The sequence below is a fragment of the Chromobacterium sp. Ag138 genome, from assembly GCF_055181315.1.
The window spans coordinates 2274410-2289824 of record NZ_JBUPWA010000001.1 but is presented as its reverse complement, the minus strand read 5'-3'; the positions used below and the strand labels follow the sequence as shown (position 1 = coordinate 2289824).

Sequence of the window (15415 nt, the reverse complement as noted above, 5' to 3'; positions counted from 1 at the left end):
GGGGGCGGGGTGGTGGGTTCTGCAACGTGTTCCTGAGTCGCTAGCTTTTTGTGCTCTTCAGCTTGGGCGGCCTCGACTTGATGAACCTCGCGATAGAAATCGGCCTTGCGCTTGGCGTCTTCGATCCGCTTTTCATCCGCCTGCACTTTAAGCAAATGGTCTGCGAGTGCCTCGTGGCGAATGGCGTGCTCGCTCATATCTTGGTAACGAATGCGGTCCTGGCTTCGGCAGCTCAGCCATTCGCCATTGATCTGCGCGTAGACGGTGGATAGGTCGAAGGGGTCATAGCGCACGGGGGGCTTTTTGGTGGCTTGCACTTCCGGCTGGCGGAACGCGTTGTGCCAGTAGTAGTGATTGTTATGCTTGATGCCGCGGCCTTCGTGGATGGTGTGGCCCTTGGCCTTGGTTTGAGGCAGGCAATGAATCAAGAATGCCAGATCGTAGGCTATGTGCTTGTGCGCACGGCTGCCAGATGTGTCGCAGCCTGTCTCGAAGATTCGCCGGGGAGACGCTTGTAGAGAGGTGTGCTGGTTTACTTCGTAGACGTCGTTCAGCCACTTTTCGAAGTACTCTTCGACTTTCTCCTGGCTCCAGACCGCTAGTTTTCGCGGATCATGGCTGGGAGAGCAGGATCTTGGATTCCGTAGCAACTGGGTATTGCCTCTGAGGTTGTGCCAGATCTCCTGATTCAGGACGCCGAACAGGCGTTCCATTGTGGCGCCGAAACGTGGGGCATGAGGCGGGCGTGTTTTCTTGGTGATGTAGAGCGAGGCCAGGAGTGTTTCTACATGCGTGGAGGCGAAGTCTTTGCCGCCGTCCGTCACAATGGTGCTTGGCAGTCTATGGTGTCTTTGCACGCATTGACGGATCAGCATCATGGTGTTGATGGCCGTGGGCGTGCCGTAGCTGAAGTAGTAGGCCAGCACCATGCGAGAGTAGCCATCGATCATTGCCGAAAGCCAGAGACGTTGAGGTTTACTGTCTGGGCTAAGTTCGCAGCTCATCAGGTCGATCAGGGTGTGATCGATGTGAGCGATATCGAAGGGGTACTCGCCATGAGGTGGGAAGACGGCAGCCTCGGTCCAAACCAGTTCTTTCTGGTTGTAAGCGGCTTTGCTGCCTTCCCGGATGAGCTTGACCTCATAATTGGTGCGGATCCGCTTCAACGCTTTACGAAAAGCTTTGAGACTGGGCGCGGCATCAGGCTCATCTGCGTATTGCCCTAGCAGCATTGCATAGGCCTTGGACAATTTGGCATTGTTTTTGTTGAGGTAGTGTTCCTGCAGCGCGGCATTCATCCGTTCCACAGTCTCTTCCGATAAGCGAGGCGTTCGGTTGCCCTTGCGCGCGGTCTGGTCGATCAGGCCGACAAAGCCGTTGCCCATCAGGTCTTTCGCCTGCTGATAGTTATGGCGGTAGCGGCGTAAGCTCCGTGCCGAAGTGGCGCTCCGGCCTTCAAGCTTGTCTAGGCGCAGCTTGGCGCTCAGCAAGTCCGAGCGGCTATGATTCGACATCTTGGCGAAGGCTTGATTTTTCAGCGAAAGCTGTTCCGCTTCAGCGTCCACTTGTAGTTCGCAGCGATTGAGCAATCCTTGTACCGATTCCCAGGCTAGAGGGAGTATCTGCCCGGAGGAGGAGGCCAGCGTGAGCTGGTCTTGCTCTTGGTGTATGACCTCCCAGGATTGCCCCTTCCAGAGTAGTTTGCTACCTGCTTCGAAGCTGATCGGATGGACTTGGCATGCGCTGCGTGCCTGTTGCTGGATCAACAGGGCGGTGTTGTAGTCGCGATAAACCAGCGCATGGCTGTGATCGCTGAGCAGGTTTACGCTCAGATCCATGTAGAGTTCATCTTCCACGATCATTTTGTAGATCGTATCTGGAAGGGGGCGTGGTTCCGCCAGCAGGAGTCGATGCAGGCTGTAGCAGCTACGCAGTTGGAAGAGTTGGTCGACCAGGGCATATTCGGATGGTGATGGCTTCATAGCTTCGGAATCAAAGTAGTCGTCCAGAAACTTGAGATTGCGGATCAACACGCCATTGTTTTCTTGGGAGGAGCGTAGGGCGTAACCCAGACCGACCTGCGCGGCATAGGCTTGACCTGGAGGGCTCACCCATTCCCCGTTGATCTTTTGAAAACGCTGCGGGTATCTCTTGGCCAGGCTTTGCAGCTCCGACTCAAGTTTGCACTCCACCCAACCGGTGAAGTTTTCGGAAATCAGGAAGAAGTCCGGGGTGTGCATGTAGCTGATCTTGCGGGACTTGGCTGTGTAGCTGAGTTTGATCGGATCCGGCTGATCGTAGAACTCGTAGACGTCAGGATCGCGCTCCCACAGGTAGATGGCGCCGAGTTCATTGTGGTGGCTCTCCGCCTGGATCACGCACTCCATTTTTTTGCTGGGGAAGCGGCAGGCGACATTGCCGGTGCTGCTGCGCACGCGGCGGCTGGGAGGATTGCTTCTGACGCGTTCGATGGCCTTGCGCGCTCGGATGCCGAGTTGTTGTCGAAGGTAAAAAGCTTCGAGTTCTTGCTGCTTTAACATGGCGATGCACTCCGTGTGAAGTCGTTCACGCGGAGCCGTGGCTGGGACGGTATCGATGCGGCAAGATGCAGGCACCTCTAGGCCGCTTGAATTCAACGCGGTCTGTTGTATGCTGCGCTTATCTAGTCGGCAAACTGGATAGCGGCATCAGACGGCTCAGGACACCTTCCTGGGCCGTTTTGTTTGTATCGATAGTGTCGTGGTCCGGCTATGGCTCCTTCCATTTCCCTGTGGCGCGAAACGCGCCTCAGGGGAAATTACAATGCAAGAAATCAAATCCCATGCAAGGGCTAAAACGACTTTTTTGGCGTTTTTTGTTAGTTAATCGAGCATTTCCTCTTCGCCTATATGGCGAGTGATTTCGGCTTGCTTTCCTTGCTGTAAAAGGGTTTCAGGCATTTCTTACTTAAATTTAGCTGGATCTTGATGTTGAAGTTTTTTTTGTGAATTCGGAAAGTTTTGCATAATATTTTTCTACTACCATTTGGCATGGAGTGGAGCTTTGGGCACGGTGAAAAAGCGGGGGCGGCCTCGGCGTAGCGTTTACGAGCAATTGCGAGTAGCGACTTGGGTGAAGTTGGTTTTGCAGGTGTCTTGTGCCCCGCTGGCAGAGCTGGATCGCTTCTATGCGCCGCCCAACGCGCAGGGGAAGGGACAGCGGCAGTGTCTCTGGCACAAGTATCAGAAAGGGCTGGTCAGTCCCAAGGACGATGGCGTCATGGGGCAGGCATCTGTGATCGGCCTAGTCGAGCAGGACTATCGCGGTACCGCCACTTGGTATCGTCACCTGTTCTGGTCAGTACTCGAGCGGAACGTGCTGACCTGGCCGGAAATCCAGCAGGTGTACTTGCAACTGAAAGGCCAATGGCGCTACCGGCTGATCGATGAGCGCCACGCGCGCGAGGAGTTCTGGCGGAGTCGGGAGGGGATTCGAGAGCTCGGCGCCGAGCTGATCGCTTCGCCGACCTTGGACGCCGGCGCTGTCATCTTGTGTCTGATTGCGGAGGCCAGGCTACGGCTCAATCGCAGCGACTACTTGAGTGGTCGCGAGGCCTTTGCGTGTTGGTTGGAACAGTCGCCATTCCGGCAGAAATTTGCCTATTCTCAGGGGGAGTTGCTGCAGCTCTTTGCCGATGTATTGGGCAGAGACGTGCTCAGGCGCCTGGGCGACTATCGGATGTGATGCCGGAGTGCATGCATGCCAGATGGACGTTCTATGTCGGACGGTGAATTTTCATGAGGTAATCCAATATGGCCCCCCAACAGCAATGGATGAAAGATGAATACCTACATAGCCACATCATTAGCTATGTGTGTGACCTCATCGAGGGATATCAGTTGGGTATCCGTAAAGCGGCGCTGGCCATGCTGAAAAACGGTATGGATCGGGCACTTATCATTGAATACACCGGGCTCAGCGAGAAGGAGCTGGATTGGCTTGCCCAAGAGGAAGGCTGAGGTAGGAATGTCTACAGGAGCCGGGTCAGTCCATGCAGAGGGGCATACCCTTGAGAGCAAGAAAAAGCGGAAAGGGCTAAGCCCTCTCCGCTGTAGCTACTGCTTCCTTGGATACTGCGCGACCGCCTCGCTTACTTCTTGCGGATTACGATCTTCCAAGGGCGGCCATCTTTGCGGTAGATACGTTTACCGCCCCGCGTGATAAACATGCGGAAGATGACCTGCTCGTCCTCGTCATGGTGATGAGCCATGCTGATCTCCTTTGCAGGAGGGACTCACATGGGACTTGCAAAATTATTTCGCACTTGCTGCAAGAACCTTTGCTTCAAAAGCGAAGTGAGTTACTATGCAGTTGTGATTCAAATGTGAATAACGTTGACAAGAGAAGCTAACCAGAGGCCCTTTGGTGCTTCTTTTCCCTACAGGGACGGGTGAGTTGCCGCTCGCTCGTCCTTGCTCTCTGCGCATTGTCCGACAGTGGACTAATGCAGGCCTCTTGCTTGCCGTCAATTAGAGCAGGTGCTTGGTAGTCGTGCAAGCATGAATAGTGGCCGATTGTTCCCTTATTTCACAATATGTTGCGTTTCTGGGATTGAATTATCAATTTATTGTGCACTGCCTGATCGGTCTGTATAATCTGCAGCTTTAACTTGGGTTGCCAAGTTAAACATGTCAATTGGCTTGATTTATTTGTTTGCCATCCTAGTCCATGCCTCCCAGCCTTGCTGTTCAGTAGTTCATCGATATGTTGTTCACAGATGCTGCTGTTGTCGCAGGTTCTACCTTAGTTGCGGTCGATTCTCAGTCGCTTAGGGAACCCATTCTTCATGATAAGGTCATTTTTGCTATTGCCGACCTAGCTGTCGCCGCAGCCGTACAGTGCATGCCAGCCATTAAACATGCCGTTAACGCGAGTAATGCTGAAGTGACTCATATCATTCGCCTGTACTAAAGAATAGGTTTCAACGATATCCTGTAGAATCTTTAATTTAATTATTGTTATTCAGAATCTTACGAAATTAAAATCCGTCGCAAACTCACACGCAATACAATGACCGCCACCCTCATCTGTGAGGGTGTTTTTCATTCCGTATCGGGATTTGTCGATGGACTACAGCACCCTGCTTGCCAGTTTTGCTTCAGCATTCGACCAGCGTCAGCGTTTACTCACCTTGGAGCTGGGAGAGGGGAGCATTAATGCTCACCAGCTTCTGCCGCAGCAGCTGGATGGTGAGGAAGGGGTTTCGCAGGCATACCGTTATCACCTGACCTGCCTGTCGCCAGATGTCGGCATGGAACTGAAAGCCTTGCTTGGACTGCCGGCGCGCATCGGTGTCGCCGGGGCGGATGGTGTGGAGATAGTGCGTTGCGGAGTTGTAAGCCAGGCCAAGCAACTTGGTGCCGATGGCGGTTTCGCAAAATACGGCCTGACGATTGAGTCTCCTTTCGCGGTGTCGCGGCTACGGCGCACTTCCCGTGTGTTTCAGGACATGACGGTGCCGGAGATCGTGCAGCAGATTTTTGCCGAGCATCAGGCTGCCAATCCGGTGTTTGCCCGTGTTCAGGCCTTGGCATTCGAAACCGCCGCAATCCCCCCTAGAAGCTACTGCCTGCAATACAAAGAAAGCGATTTTGACTTCATCGTGCGGCTATTGCACGAGGAAGGCATGGCATGGCGCTTCGCTCACCTGGACGATGATGGGCCCAAGGTTAAATTGGTCGTGCTCGATGATGCTCACAATTTGCCGCAGGCCGCGGTGGAGCGGGTGCGGTTTCATCGCGCCGATGCGACTGAGCAGGAAGATGGTCTGACGGGGTGGGAGGCACAGCGCCAAGTCGTGGCAGGCCAAACGGTGTTGGCCAGCTTCGATTACCAGCCGGTCACCACTCAACACGCCGGGCATACGAGCCCGTTGCAGCAAGGGCAAAGCGGAGAGGCGTTGCAGTCTAGTTTGCAGCATTACGATGCGCCCGGGCTGTACTACGCCAGTGATAGTGAGCAGTTGGGGCGTTACGCCAAGCTGCGACAGCAAGCCTTGGACCTACAGGCCAAGCAATTCACCGGCAGCGGAGCCGTGCGTGGGTTGCTGGCGGGCGAGTGGTTCCGACTGGACGAGCATCCAGCGCATGCGGCCGATGAGCCAGAACAATGCGAATTCGTCATTACCCAGCAGGCTTTCCGCGCCCAGAACAATTTGCCTGCCGATTTGACCCAGCAGTTGCAGCTAGCGGCCCCTAGGTTGATGCAAGCAGCCGAAGAGACGAGTTCATCGCCATTCCAGACCACGTTCCAGGCGCAGCGCCGTGGCATCCCATTAACTCCTCCCTATGCTCATACCGAACACTCCAAGCCCACTAGCCTAGGGAAACAGACTGCCACGGTGGTGGGGCCTGCGGGCGAAGAGGTTTACACCGATCCGTTGGGCCGCATCAAGGTGCAACTGCACTGGCAGCGTCGCGACGAGCATTCCACCATCGGTGCGGGCATGGATGAACATTCATCGTGCTGGTTGCGAGTCGCCATGCCTTCGGCCGGCGTTGGCTTCGGTCACCAGTTCATTCCTCGAATCGGCCAGGAGGTGCTGGTCGACTTCATTGAAGGAGATATCGACCGGCCTATTATCACTGGCGTGTTGTACAACGGCAGCCATCCAACGCCGAATTTCAGCGGTGTAGGCAGCCTACCGGCGAATAAAACGTTGTCAGGAATCAAGTCACAGGAGCATCAGGGTGGCCAGTACAACGAGTTGCTGTTCGATGACACCTCGGGCGAGGTCCGCGCCAAACTCAGCAGTGAGGCGGGCAAGACGCAGCTTAATCAAGGTTTCCTCGCCCATCCGCGCAGCAATGGTAAGGCGCAAGCTCGTGGCGAAGGTTTTGAACTGCGCACCGACCTGCATGGCGCCATTCGAGCGGCCAATGGCTTACTGCTGACCACCGAAGCGCAAAACGGCGCCGACGGCAAACAGCTGGCGCGCGAACATGCGAGCAGCCAGCTGCAATCGGCGCTAGCCCTCAGCCAGGTGTTGGCGGAAACCGCCGAGGCACAGCAGGCGGATGCGATGGAGACCGGGCCCGAGGAGGTTAATGCTGACAACGCCAAGGGCCGCAAGCGTCCTGAAGGCCATTTACAGCACCAAGTCGATGCCTTGAAAGCCTGGGAGGCGGGGACCAACACCGATCCAGACAGCAAGACGATGACCGGTGACCAAGCTGGTCAGCAGTCGTTACTGGTGTTGTCGGCACCTGCCGGTATCGCGAGTGTTACCGAGCAAAGCCAAACCCTGGCCACAGGCTCCAACCTCAACCTGGTGGCGCAACGCGATCTGAATCAGACCAGCGGCCGGCGTTGGCTGGCCAATGTCGGTAAGCACATTAGTCTATTCGTCACCGGTGTGGCGGATCAGGTCGCGATGAAGTTGATTGCTGCCAAAGGCAAAATCCAGGTACAGGCGCAAGCCGGTGAGATGGAGCTGATCGCCGATAAGGATGTGACCATCACCTCGTGCAAAGACCGTGTCATCGTCGCTGCCAAAGAAGAGGTTCTGCTGACCTGTGATGGTGGCTATATCCGTTTGGCCGGGGGCAATATCGAGGTGCACTGCCCGGGCACGGTCAGTATCAAGGGCGCTAGCCATACGTTTAGTGGGCCGGCCAGTATGCCTATGCCCGAGCCGATCCTGCCCAAAGGCTACCAGCGCAGCTACATCCTGCAAGACGAAAAGACCGGAGAGCCACTGGTCGGCCAGGCTTACCGGCTCAAGTTGCCGAATGGCCGCACGCTGCCCGGCTACACGGACTGGGAGGGGCGAACCAGCACTGTCTTCACGCCGAGCGTCCAGCCGGTCAAGCTCGAGGCGCCCAAACCCCCCGTTGAGGAGAACTACACCTTGCATGGCTACGGCACGGGGCCAGCGGAGCGTGGACTGCAGTTGAAGGACGACAATGGAGAGGATGCCTGATGGCTAACTATCAACCCGCCGGCGGCGCGATGACCATCGTGGAAGAGCGCCCCGAATACGCTAAGCTGCCCCAGCCAGACAACAAGCCCTATCTGACCGAGAAAGCCGACGTAGCGATTTTGGCGCCCAAGTCTGTCGGCGTAACCAGCAAGAAAACGGGGCGCTCCTACAACCTCAACATGCGGCAAATCACTATGTCCACGCTGATCCGCATCGACGAGAACAGTCACGACTTCAAATGGTTCTACAAGGCCGAGGTAAGCTTCGACCTGACACGTAATCCACCCATCCCATTTCTCAGTTCAGGGCTACGTGCTGAGGGCGCCAATCGCCGGCATACCATCAACCCGTTCCCCAAGGGCCTGTCGAAAGGCTATCTGCGTCGTCCCGACCTGGTTATTGTGAAAGACAGAGCTACCCGCTGGCCTGGGCGTGCTGCCTCGGACCACGAGGGCGTCGCACACGGCGACAACTTGGCTCGGGTCGTAGAAATCAAATTTCCAGGTGATGAGTTGGGTCGAGGTCAGGAGGATGCTTACAAACGTATTGCCGGTGGAGATGACCGGTTTACCGTCTTGGATGTACTCGATAAAAGGAAGAAAAGAGTCACCGAGCCCAAAAAGGTGCCAGTCGTCAGCCCGCAGCCCCAAGCCAAGGCCAAATCACAAGCTCAACGCGTACCGGCACCCATTTATAGCCCCGTTCCTGTCACGACCCCGGGCTACATCCAGGACTGGGGAACGCAAGTGCAGCGTGAACTATATGAAATGTGGTCAGATGCAAAGAAAGGCATGAAGGGATTGTCGGAGGATACTCGTGCCTGGCTGGAAAAAGAGGTTGCTTGGCTGTTAGAGTCAGGTCGCTGGGTCCGCGATAAATCCAGCCAAGCATGGTCTTGGGTAAACGAAAAGGGTCAGGTGGTGGCTCGCTGGACTGAGGCGCAATTGAAAGCAGCATGGGCAAAAATCGAGCATTATTGCGATATCGCTTGGAGCGAGATTAGCCAGATTCAGTGGGGAAAAATATTGTTGGATGTCAGCGAGGCAGTGGTTGGCATCGTATTGCTTGTAGGTGCTGGATTTGTCATAGCAGGATTGATGACGATAGCACTGCCTGCTGAATTGGCTGCTGCCTTTATCGCGTGTGTGGCCATTTTGGGCGGTGCTACGGTGGCGGGCACTGACAAGCCACTGATGGCATGAGTTAGGGATTGAAAATGGAAGAGCTACAGATGCCGCCGCAATTGCAGCGACTTGAGACATACCAGGACGAGTTGACCTGGGACTTGGGATCAGATGACAGCATCGTCATCCGGCCGGGTTTGATTGCCACTTTTTTCTTTGAAAAGGGCTGCACGATTGAGGTCAGGGCAAAGCTCATCGAGTGCTTCGACAGGTTCTACTCGCTCTTTGGTGCAAAGCTAAAGGGACAGAAGTACATGGATGCCAAAACCAGGAATATGGGGGCATCCGACTACCAGAAATCCAGAAGCAAGATATTGGAAATCACCGATCCGCATGAGAGGATTGAGTGGTTTGTCAGCAGCGAAGCTGTACCTGACTTGGCGCCGGAGTACTCGGTTTCCTGCTTGACCCAACAAAGCATCCATGAAGGCTGGGGGGACAAGTCGTTCTTCAAAATGGTTTTGCCTGCGGCTACGGTGTTCGATGAGGCTAGCCTTGGTCAGTACCAAGAGCTAGTCGAGTTCATCTGCGATGCTTTGCAGCCGGTTCATGGCTATGGCGGCCTCTCGCCCATTCTACCTTATGACTATCATCGGTATCTGCCCAATGAGTATGAGCTTGCCCAGCGCTTCATTGGTCTGAATATCGATACACGGTCATTCAGTGCCGGTGGATTTGAGCTGAAGAGCCACATCAAGGGCGCAGATTGGTACACGATTCTGGGAAATGAGTTCGTGCTGCAGCTCAATGGCGAAGAGACGATCCGCGCCAAGCTAGCGCCCTGGCAAGACATCTCAGTACGTCGATATACGAGTGGGCTGATAATTCAGGCTGGTGCGTACCCGGACCTAGGAGCGCCAGACGATAGCCCGCCTGAGGCTTATGTAGTAGTCAATCACTTAGTGAAGTCTATACGCACCACAGAACCAGGTTCCCTGCATTACCACCTGCCACAATCGAACGGGTTCGATAAGGCTGAAACCGTGAGTTGGTATGCGCGATTCGATACCGCACCATTGACTACCCTGGAGGCGAAACCACTGCCTATTATTGAAGGCCTACGTTGCGAAGCCGACAAGCCTTGCCCCGAAAGCGGCTATTGGTGGACGCCCGCCATGGAAAATTCTCGACGACACTTTTCGCAGGGCGAGCTGATGCCCAACTTCCCGAATTCGAAGTACGGTCGTACTATTTGGTATTTAGACAGGCAGTAACGTGGGCATGGCATCTCACGATATGGACTCAGCCTACCGGGTGAGGAGCGATAAAATGGTTGTCACACTCACCGCACAGGCTTGGTGTTAACCCTTTGGTTTTTTAGTGTGTGATTCAGAGATGATCGAATTAATGATCGGAGTTTTCATGCTGAATTTATTACGCTTTCTCATTGGCGCTATTTTGAGCCGTTTTGCTAAGCGTCGTCGCTATCAGTACGCTGATATGCCTACCTGGCTTTTATTGTTTTTTGCTGCAGCATCTGGGGCGTATACTAAGTTCTATCAGAATATTCTCTCAGATGTTGGACCATTGTATCTTAAGGCATTTGATAAAGTCGGGATAATGGGGTTAGGTGTTACCGGGACACTCCTAACGATTGCCTTGGGATACTGTGTTCTGAATTTCTTCATCAGTGGATTATTGTTTGCACGCACCGCAGACATACTCAAAACCCGCTGGTTTGCATGAAGTTAGGCTTCATTCTGAGGTGTACGTTTATGTGATGCTCGTTGTCGTGGTTGAACTGCCTGAGTGAGCTTCAGTGGATTGATCGTGAGCACAGGGGCGATAGTTTCCGACCATGATTCCCGCCCTAGTGAACGAAGAGCCTCGAGCAGAGTTTTGACTGATGAACCTTGTCCATTTTCCACGTTGCGCAGGGCTCGTACGATCATCTCCGACCGTGCGGCCAAGGTTTGCTGGTCAAGGTTCTTGTTTAGTCGAAGCTTTTTGAGCTTTTTCCCTAGTTCTACTTCCATCTCTTCTAATGTTAGGTTGATTGCTGCCACGAGTACACACGCTTGCTTTTTTTTAAAGTACTCCAATTGGCCAGTGACGTAACAAACTATCAAACAGTCGTCATCAGTGCAGCATTGAGTGGGGCCGCGTGAGAGTACCGCTCATTCCGGAATAGGCATGATTCTGATTGGACTCTAAAATCACGTGCTACTCAATACCGAGGGGACGTTGCTTGGAGCCGAGTATTTACAGCATTACCAAGCGGCGGATCTAACGTACAATTTCGCAGAAGCGTCACGCGAGCCCTCAGGCAATAGCATCAAGACAACGGCGCCTGGGCAGGGAAAGGGAGACCCGGACATGAAGCTGTCCGAAATTACCATCACTAATTTCCGGCTGCTGCAGGATGCCCGCATGCGGCTGGACACTACAGGCATTACCACGATCCTCGTCGGCCCCAACAATAGTGGCAAAACTTCGGCCATTGAGGCTATGCTGACTTTCTTGCAAAGGCCGATCAAACAGCTGTCGATCAATGATTTTTCTCTAGGGTGCCGCGAAGCCTTCAAGACGTTTGAGCGTCACATCTTGACACCGCCTGCGGCGGCCGCACCCGCCGGGGGCGAAGCTGCAGTAGCCGCGCCACAGCCGTTCGCACTGCCCCTTCCCGCCTTGCCGGTCTTGTCGTTGCGCCTCAAGTTCGACTACGACGACACGGGCCCGGATTTGGCGATTGCTGGCGAGCTGCTGATGGATCTGGACGATGCGTCCACCTCGGTGATGGTCGAAATCCGCGTCGAGCCTAGGAATCTCGAGCAGTTGGCGCAGACCTACCTGAAGGACCGGGACGACGAGCAGTCGCTTGTCGACTATCTTGCTACCACCCTGCATGACCACTACAAGCTCGACCAGTTTAAGTTGAGCCCTGATGGCAGCCAAGCCGAACGCCTGCCCGACCGCAGCGTCCTGCAGCGGCTGATACACATCGATATCGTCAGCGCTCAGCGCCACATCGATGACCGTGAAGAAGGCAGCAAGTCCACGCGCCTGTCGACATTGCTCCACGCGCACTACGAGCGCCGCTATAAAGTCGATGCCCCCAGCGATTTCAAGGCACTTGAGAAGACGCTGCGGGATCAGTCCACCGCCCTTGCCCCCCAGTACGTCAAGGCTTTCGACGGCCTGATGAGGGGGCTGGAGAAGTTCGGTCATCCTGAATCCCCCAGGTTGACTGTGCGCGCAGAGCTCAGCGCCGACGGCCTCTTCAAGGACACGACGCGCGTCTACTACGCGGCGGCCAGCGCATCGACGCCACCAGCCGAGGGAGCTGCGGCAGCGCTCGAGCAGGCCTTCGAGCTTCCCGAGCGATACAACGGGCTCGGGTTCAAGAACCTCATCTACATCGTCCTGTGCCTCAAGTCCTTCCGTGAGGACGTGGAGTCCGACCTCGAGCACCGTCCCCGTGTCCACTTGGTCGTCGTTGAGGAACCCGAGGTGCACATGCATCCTCAGATGCAGGCGATCTTCGTCCAGAAGGTCAGCGAGTTTCTCACACCTGCTGCGGGAGAGACCGGCGTGCAACTGCTGCTGACGACGCACTCATCGCACATGGCAGCCAACTGCGGCTTCGCGCCGATTCGCTACTTCCGGCGAAACAAGAGATCGGTCGAGATCAAGGACCTACTGTCCTTCGAGTCGTCCGCAATGACCGACCCGGAAAAAGCCGCGATGGAGTTCCTGCGGAAGTACTTGACGACCACCCGATGCGACATGTTCTTCGCGGACAAGCTCGTGTTCATCGAAGGGCAAGTCGAGCGCATGCTTCTGCCTCGTTTAATCGCCGCCCTGGATATCGCCCTGCGCGACAAGCTAACTTCGACTTACGTCTGCACGGTCGAAGTGGGCGGCGCATACGCACATCTTTTCCGCAGGCTGATCGAGTTCCTGCAGTTGCCAGCTCTGGTCATCACCGATCTAGATTCGATCGATGGCACGACCAGGAAGAAGGTGCCCGTCGCAAACGGACATGCCAGTAGCAATGCAACCTTGTCTCAGTGGCTTCCAGGAAGTTCTGATTTGCCCACGCTGATCGCGGCGGGCGAAGCAGAGAAGACCTCTGGATGTGTCCGGATTGCCTATCAAGTCCCAGAAGCGGCCGGCCAACCGTGCGCTCGTAGCTTCGAGGAGGCCTTTGTCTACGCGAACGCGACATGGCTGATCACCAACAAAGCTAAGCTGTTAGCCACCGGAGGGACGTTCACTCATGCCGATGCCGCAGCCTTGACCGCGGATGCCTACAACGTCAGTCTGCCAAAGGTCGACTTCGCACTTGATCTGCTGGCCAACGAAGGCTGGGCCACACCCATGTACATCCGCGAGGGGCTCGAATGGTTGGCGAAGCAGTAGACGCGGCCTTGCCCGAAAAGACAGCGGACGAGCGCATCGCCGAATGTCTCGCAGGGGGCCAAAGTTTCGTTCTCGACGCTGGTGCCGGCGCGGGCAAGACTTACTCCCTCGTCGAGGGGCTGAAGAAGCTCTGTGCGCCGATGGTCGCCGACCGGCTCAGGCGTGATGGGCAGCAGGTCGCTTGCATCACTTATACCAATGTGGCTAAGGATCAGGTGATTGAGCGCATCCAGGGCAACTCTCTGGTGCGTGTCTCGACTATCCATGACTTCCTATGGAGCACGTTGCAGCCCCACCAGCAAGCTCTTCGGCGGGCTCTTCTCGATTTCAATGCGGCGCTCCCCGGCGGGAGCTCGCGTCGGGTTGATCAAGCAGAACTGGAAGCAAGGGTCGCCGCCCGGCTGGAGGTGATGTACTCGGATCGGGGCTCTAAGTTCCTTGAAGGTCGGATCCATCACGACGACCTGCTTTCGATCGCGCACATCGCCTACACCCGATATGACAAGCTGGCGCGCATCGTGGCGAGCCGCTACCCCTACATTTTCATCGACGAGTACCAGGATACCAGCGAAGCAGTGATAGGCATCCTGCTGCGCCGAATGCTGCCTCTGGCTGGCAACAAGCTCGTACTGGGCTTTTTCGGCGACAAGATGCAGAACATCTATCACCACGGAGAACACAAGGGGATCGGCGAACTACCGGCTGACCTGGCAGCGCCGCTTGAGGTCATCGTCAAGCGCGAGAACCGTCGTTGCTCGCAGCGCGTCATTGAGGTGTTAAACAACATCCGGACTGACATCACGCAGATTCCGGGGAACAACAACGCGCAAGGCGATGTAGCGTACATCCGCGTTGCGGCTGGTGCCGATGAAGCGGGCCTTCAACGCGCCCGCAATCTGCTGACCGACACCTTGAACTGGGACCTGGCGGGCCCAGGAACGCGCGAGCTTTACCTCACCCATCGGCTGATTGCCCGCAAGGCTGGTTTTGCTGACCTGCTGCAGGCCTTTGCGGATCGTGGATCCTTTGCCAAGGACGCTCTCACCGACGGGTCTGATCGGCGGATTGCGTTCTTCCTGGAGAAGGTTGAACCGTTGAGCTTGGCCTGGGAGAAGGGACAGATTGGCGAGACACTGGGTCGGCTCCATGGCGCAGGTCACCGACTAGCTAGTCGCACAGCAAAGTCTGCTGTGCGCGATGCACTAAATGTCCTGATGGCAAAGCGAGCTGCCGGCACAGTCCGTGAAGTGCTCGAGACGATCCGGGACCGCCAGCTATTCCCACTGGCCGACGACCTGGCCCTCCGGCTCATAAACACGCAGCCCATCCTCACTGCGGGGATGGATGACGCCGCTCAAGAGCGGGAGCTATTGGACGCGACGCTGTACGCGACGTTCTTGGCGCTTCCCTACCAGCAGCTCGCCTCCTTCGCCCGGTTCTTCATGACCAGCACGCCGTTTGCCACCAAGCATGGTGTGAAGGGAGACGAGTTCGATACCGTGCTAGTCGTGCTGGACGACTCCGGTGCGGCGTGGACGTTCTATTCGTTCGACAAGTACCTATCCGGGGTGGATGAGACGGCAAAACCAGAACGTGCAAAGCGTTCTCGCAATGTCTTCTACGTGTGCTGCTCTAGGGCCCGGCAGAGGCTGGCGGTGATCGATCTTGCCGGTGCTTCCGTGGCGAAGGACGAGCGAATGCGCGCGCTGTTCGGAGCGGACCGCTGCTATGAGGTGTAGCAGCACGGCGCAGATCTGTGACTGGCAGAGAGGGCCCATATGACGTGGGACATCGGGAAAACATTGGACCTAGTTGAGGCTAGGTTCGGCCGGTCTCAGCGGATCTTGGTGAGCGCGTCCATCCCGTCGACCAGTCAAAAGCTGCACTATGTGCACTTCCACTACCACCA

At 55.8% G+C, this 15415-nt stretch carries 9 protein-coding genes; 8 read left to right on the top strand and 1 reads right to left on the bottom strand.

Translation table 11 applies throughout. The annotated features are described in order from the left end of the window. Positions 1-2540 (bottom strand): hypothetical protein (locus tag ACY3GB_RS10500; protein WP_463088682.1); only part of this gene is annotated, 2540 nt, incomplete at its 3' end. Between the two features lie 571 nt (positions 2541-3111). On the opposite strand from ACY3GB_RS10500, the gene ACY3GB_RS10495 reads away from it, so the two are divergent. From ACY3GB_RS10495 to ACY3GB_RS10460, 8 genes are all read left to right on the top strand, one after another. Then, a complete protein-coding gene (locus ACY3GB_RS10495; protein ID WP_463088681.1) occupies positions 3112-3723 on the top strand; it encodes a hypothetical protein in 612 nt (203 codons plus the stop codon). Positions 3724-3791: 68 nt separating this feature from the next. Beyond that, a complete protein-coding gene (locus ACY3GB_RS10490; RefSeq protein ID WP_463088680.1) occupies positions 3792-3998 on the top strand; it encodes a hypothetical protein in 207 nt (68 codons plus the stop codon). Between the two features lie 1106 nt (positions 3999-5104). Continuing rightward, on the top strand, positions 5105-7960 hold the full coding sequence (locus ACY3GB_RS10485) for a type VI secretion system Vgr family protein (RefSeq protein ID WP_463088679.1): 2856 nt from the start codon (positions 5105-5107) through the stop codon (positions 7958-7960). Further along, positions 7960-9162 (top strand): VRR-NUC domain-containing protein, encoded by a 1203-nt coding sequence (locus ACY3GB_RS10480; RefSeq protein WP_463088678.1) that lies wholly within the window; start codon positions 7960-7962, stop codon positions 9160-9162. The genes ACY3GB_RS10485 and ACY3GB_RS10480 overlap by 1 nt, the downstream gene beginning before the upstream one ends. Positions 9163-9176: 14 nt before the next feature. After that, complete coding sequence (locus ACY3GB_RS10475) at positions 9177-10358, top strand: type VI immunity family protein (RefSeq protein WP_463088677.1); 1182 nt, start codon at positions 9177-9179, stop codon at positions 10356-10358. 148 nt (positions 10359-10506) lie between these two features. Further along, entirely contained in the window at positions 10507-10830 is a 324-nt protein-coding gene (locus tag ACY3GB_RS10470; protein WP_463088676.1) for a hypothetical protein, read from the top strand. Positions 10831-11460: 630 nt separating this feature from the next. Then, positions 11461-13506 (top strand): ATP-dependent nuclease, encoded by a 2046-nt coding sequence (locus ACY3GB_RS10465; RefSeq protein WP_463088675.1) that lies wholly within the window; start codon positions 11461-11463, stop codon positions 13504-13506. Next, positions 13488-15245 (top strand): UvrD-helicase domain-containing protein, encoded by a 1758-nt coding sequence (locus tag ACY3GB_RS10460; RefSeq protein ID WP_463088674.1) that lies wholly within the window; start codon positions 13488-13490, stop codon positions 15243-15245. Before ACY3GB_RS10465 ends, ACY3GB_RS10460 begins: the two co-directional genes overlap by 19 nt. Positions 15246-15415 lie beyond the last annotated feature (170 nt).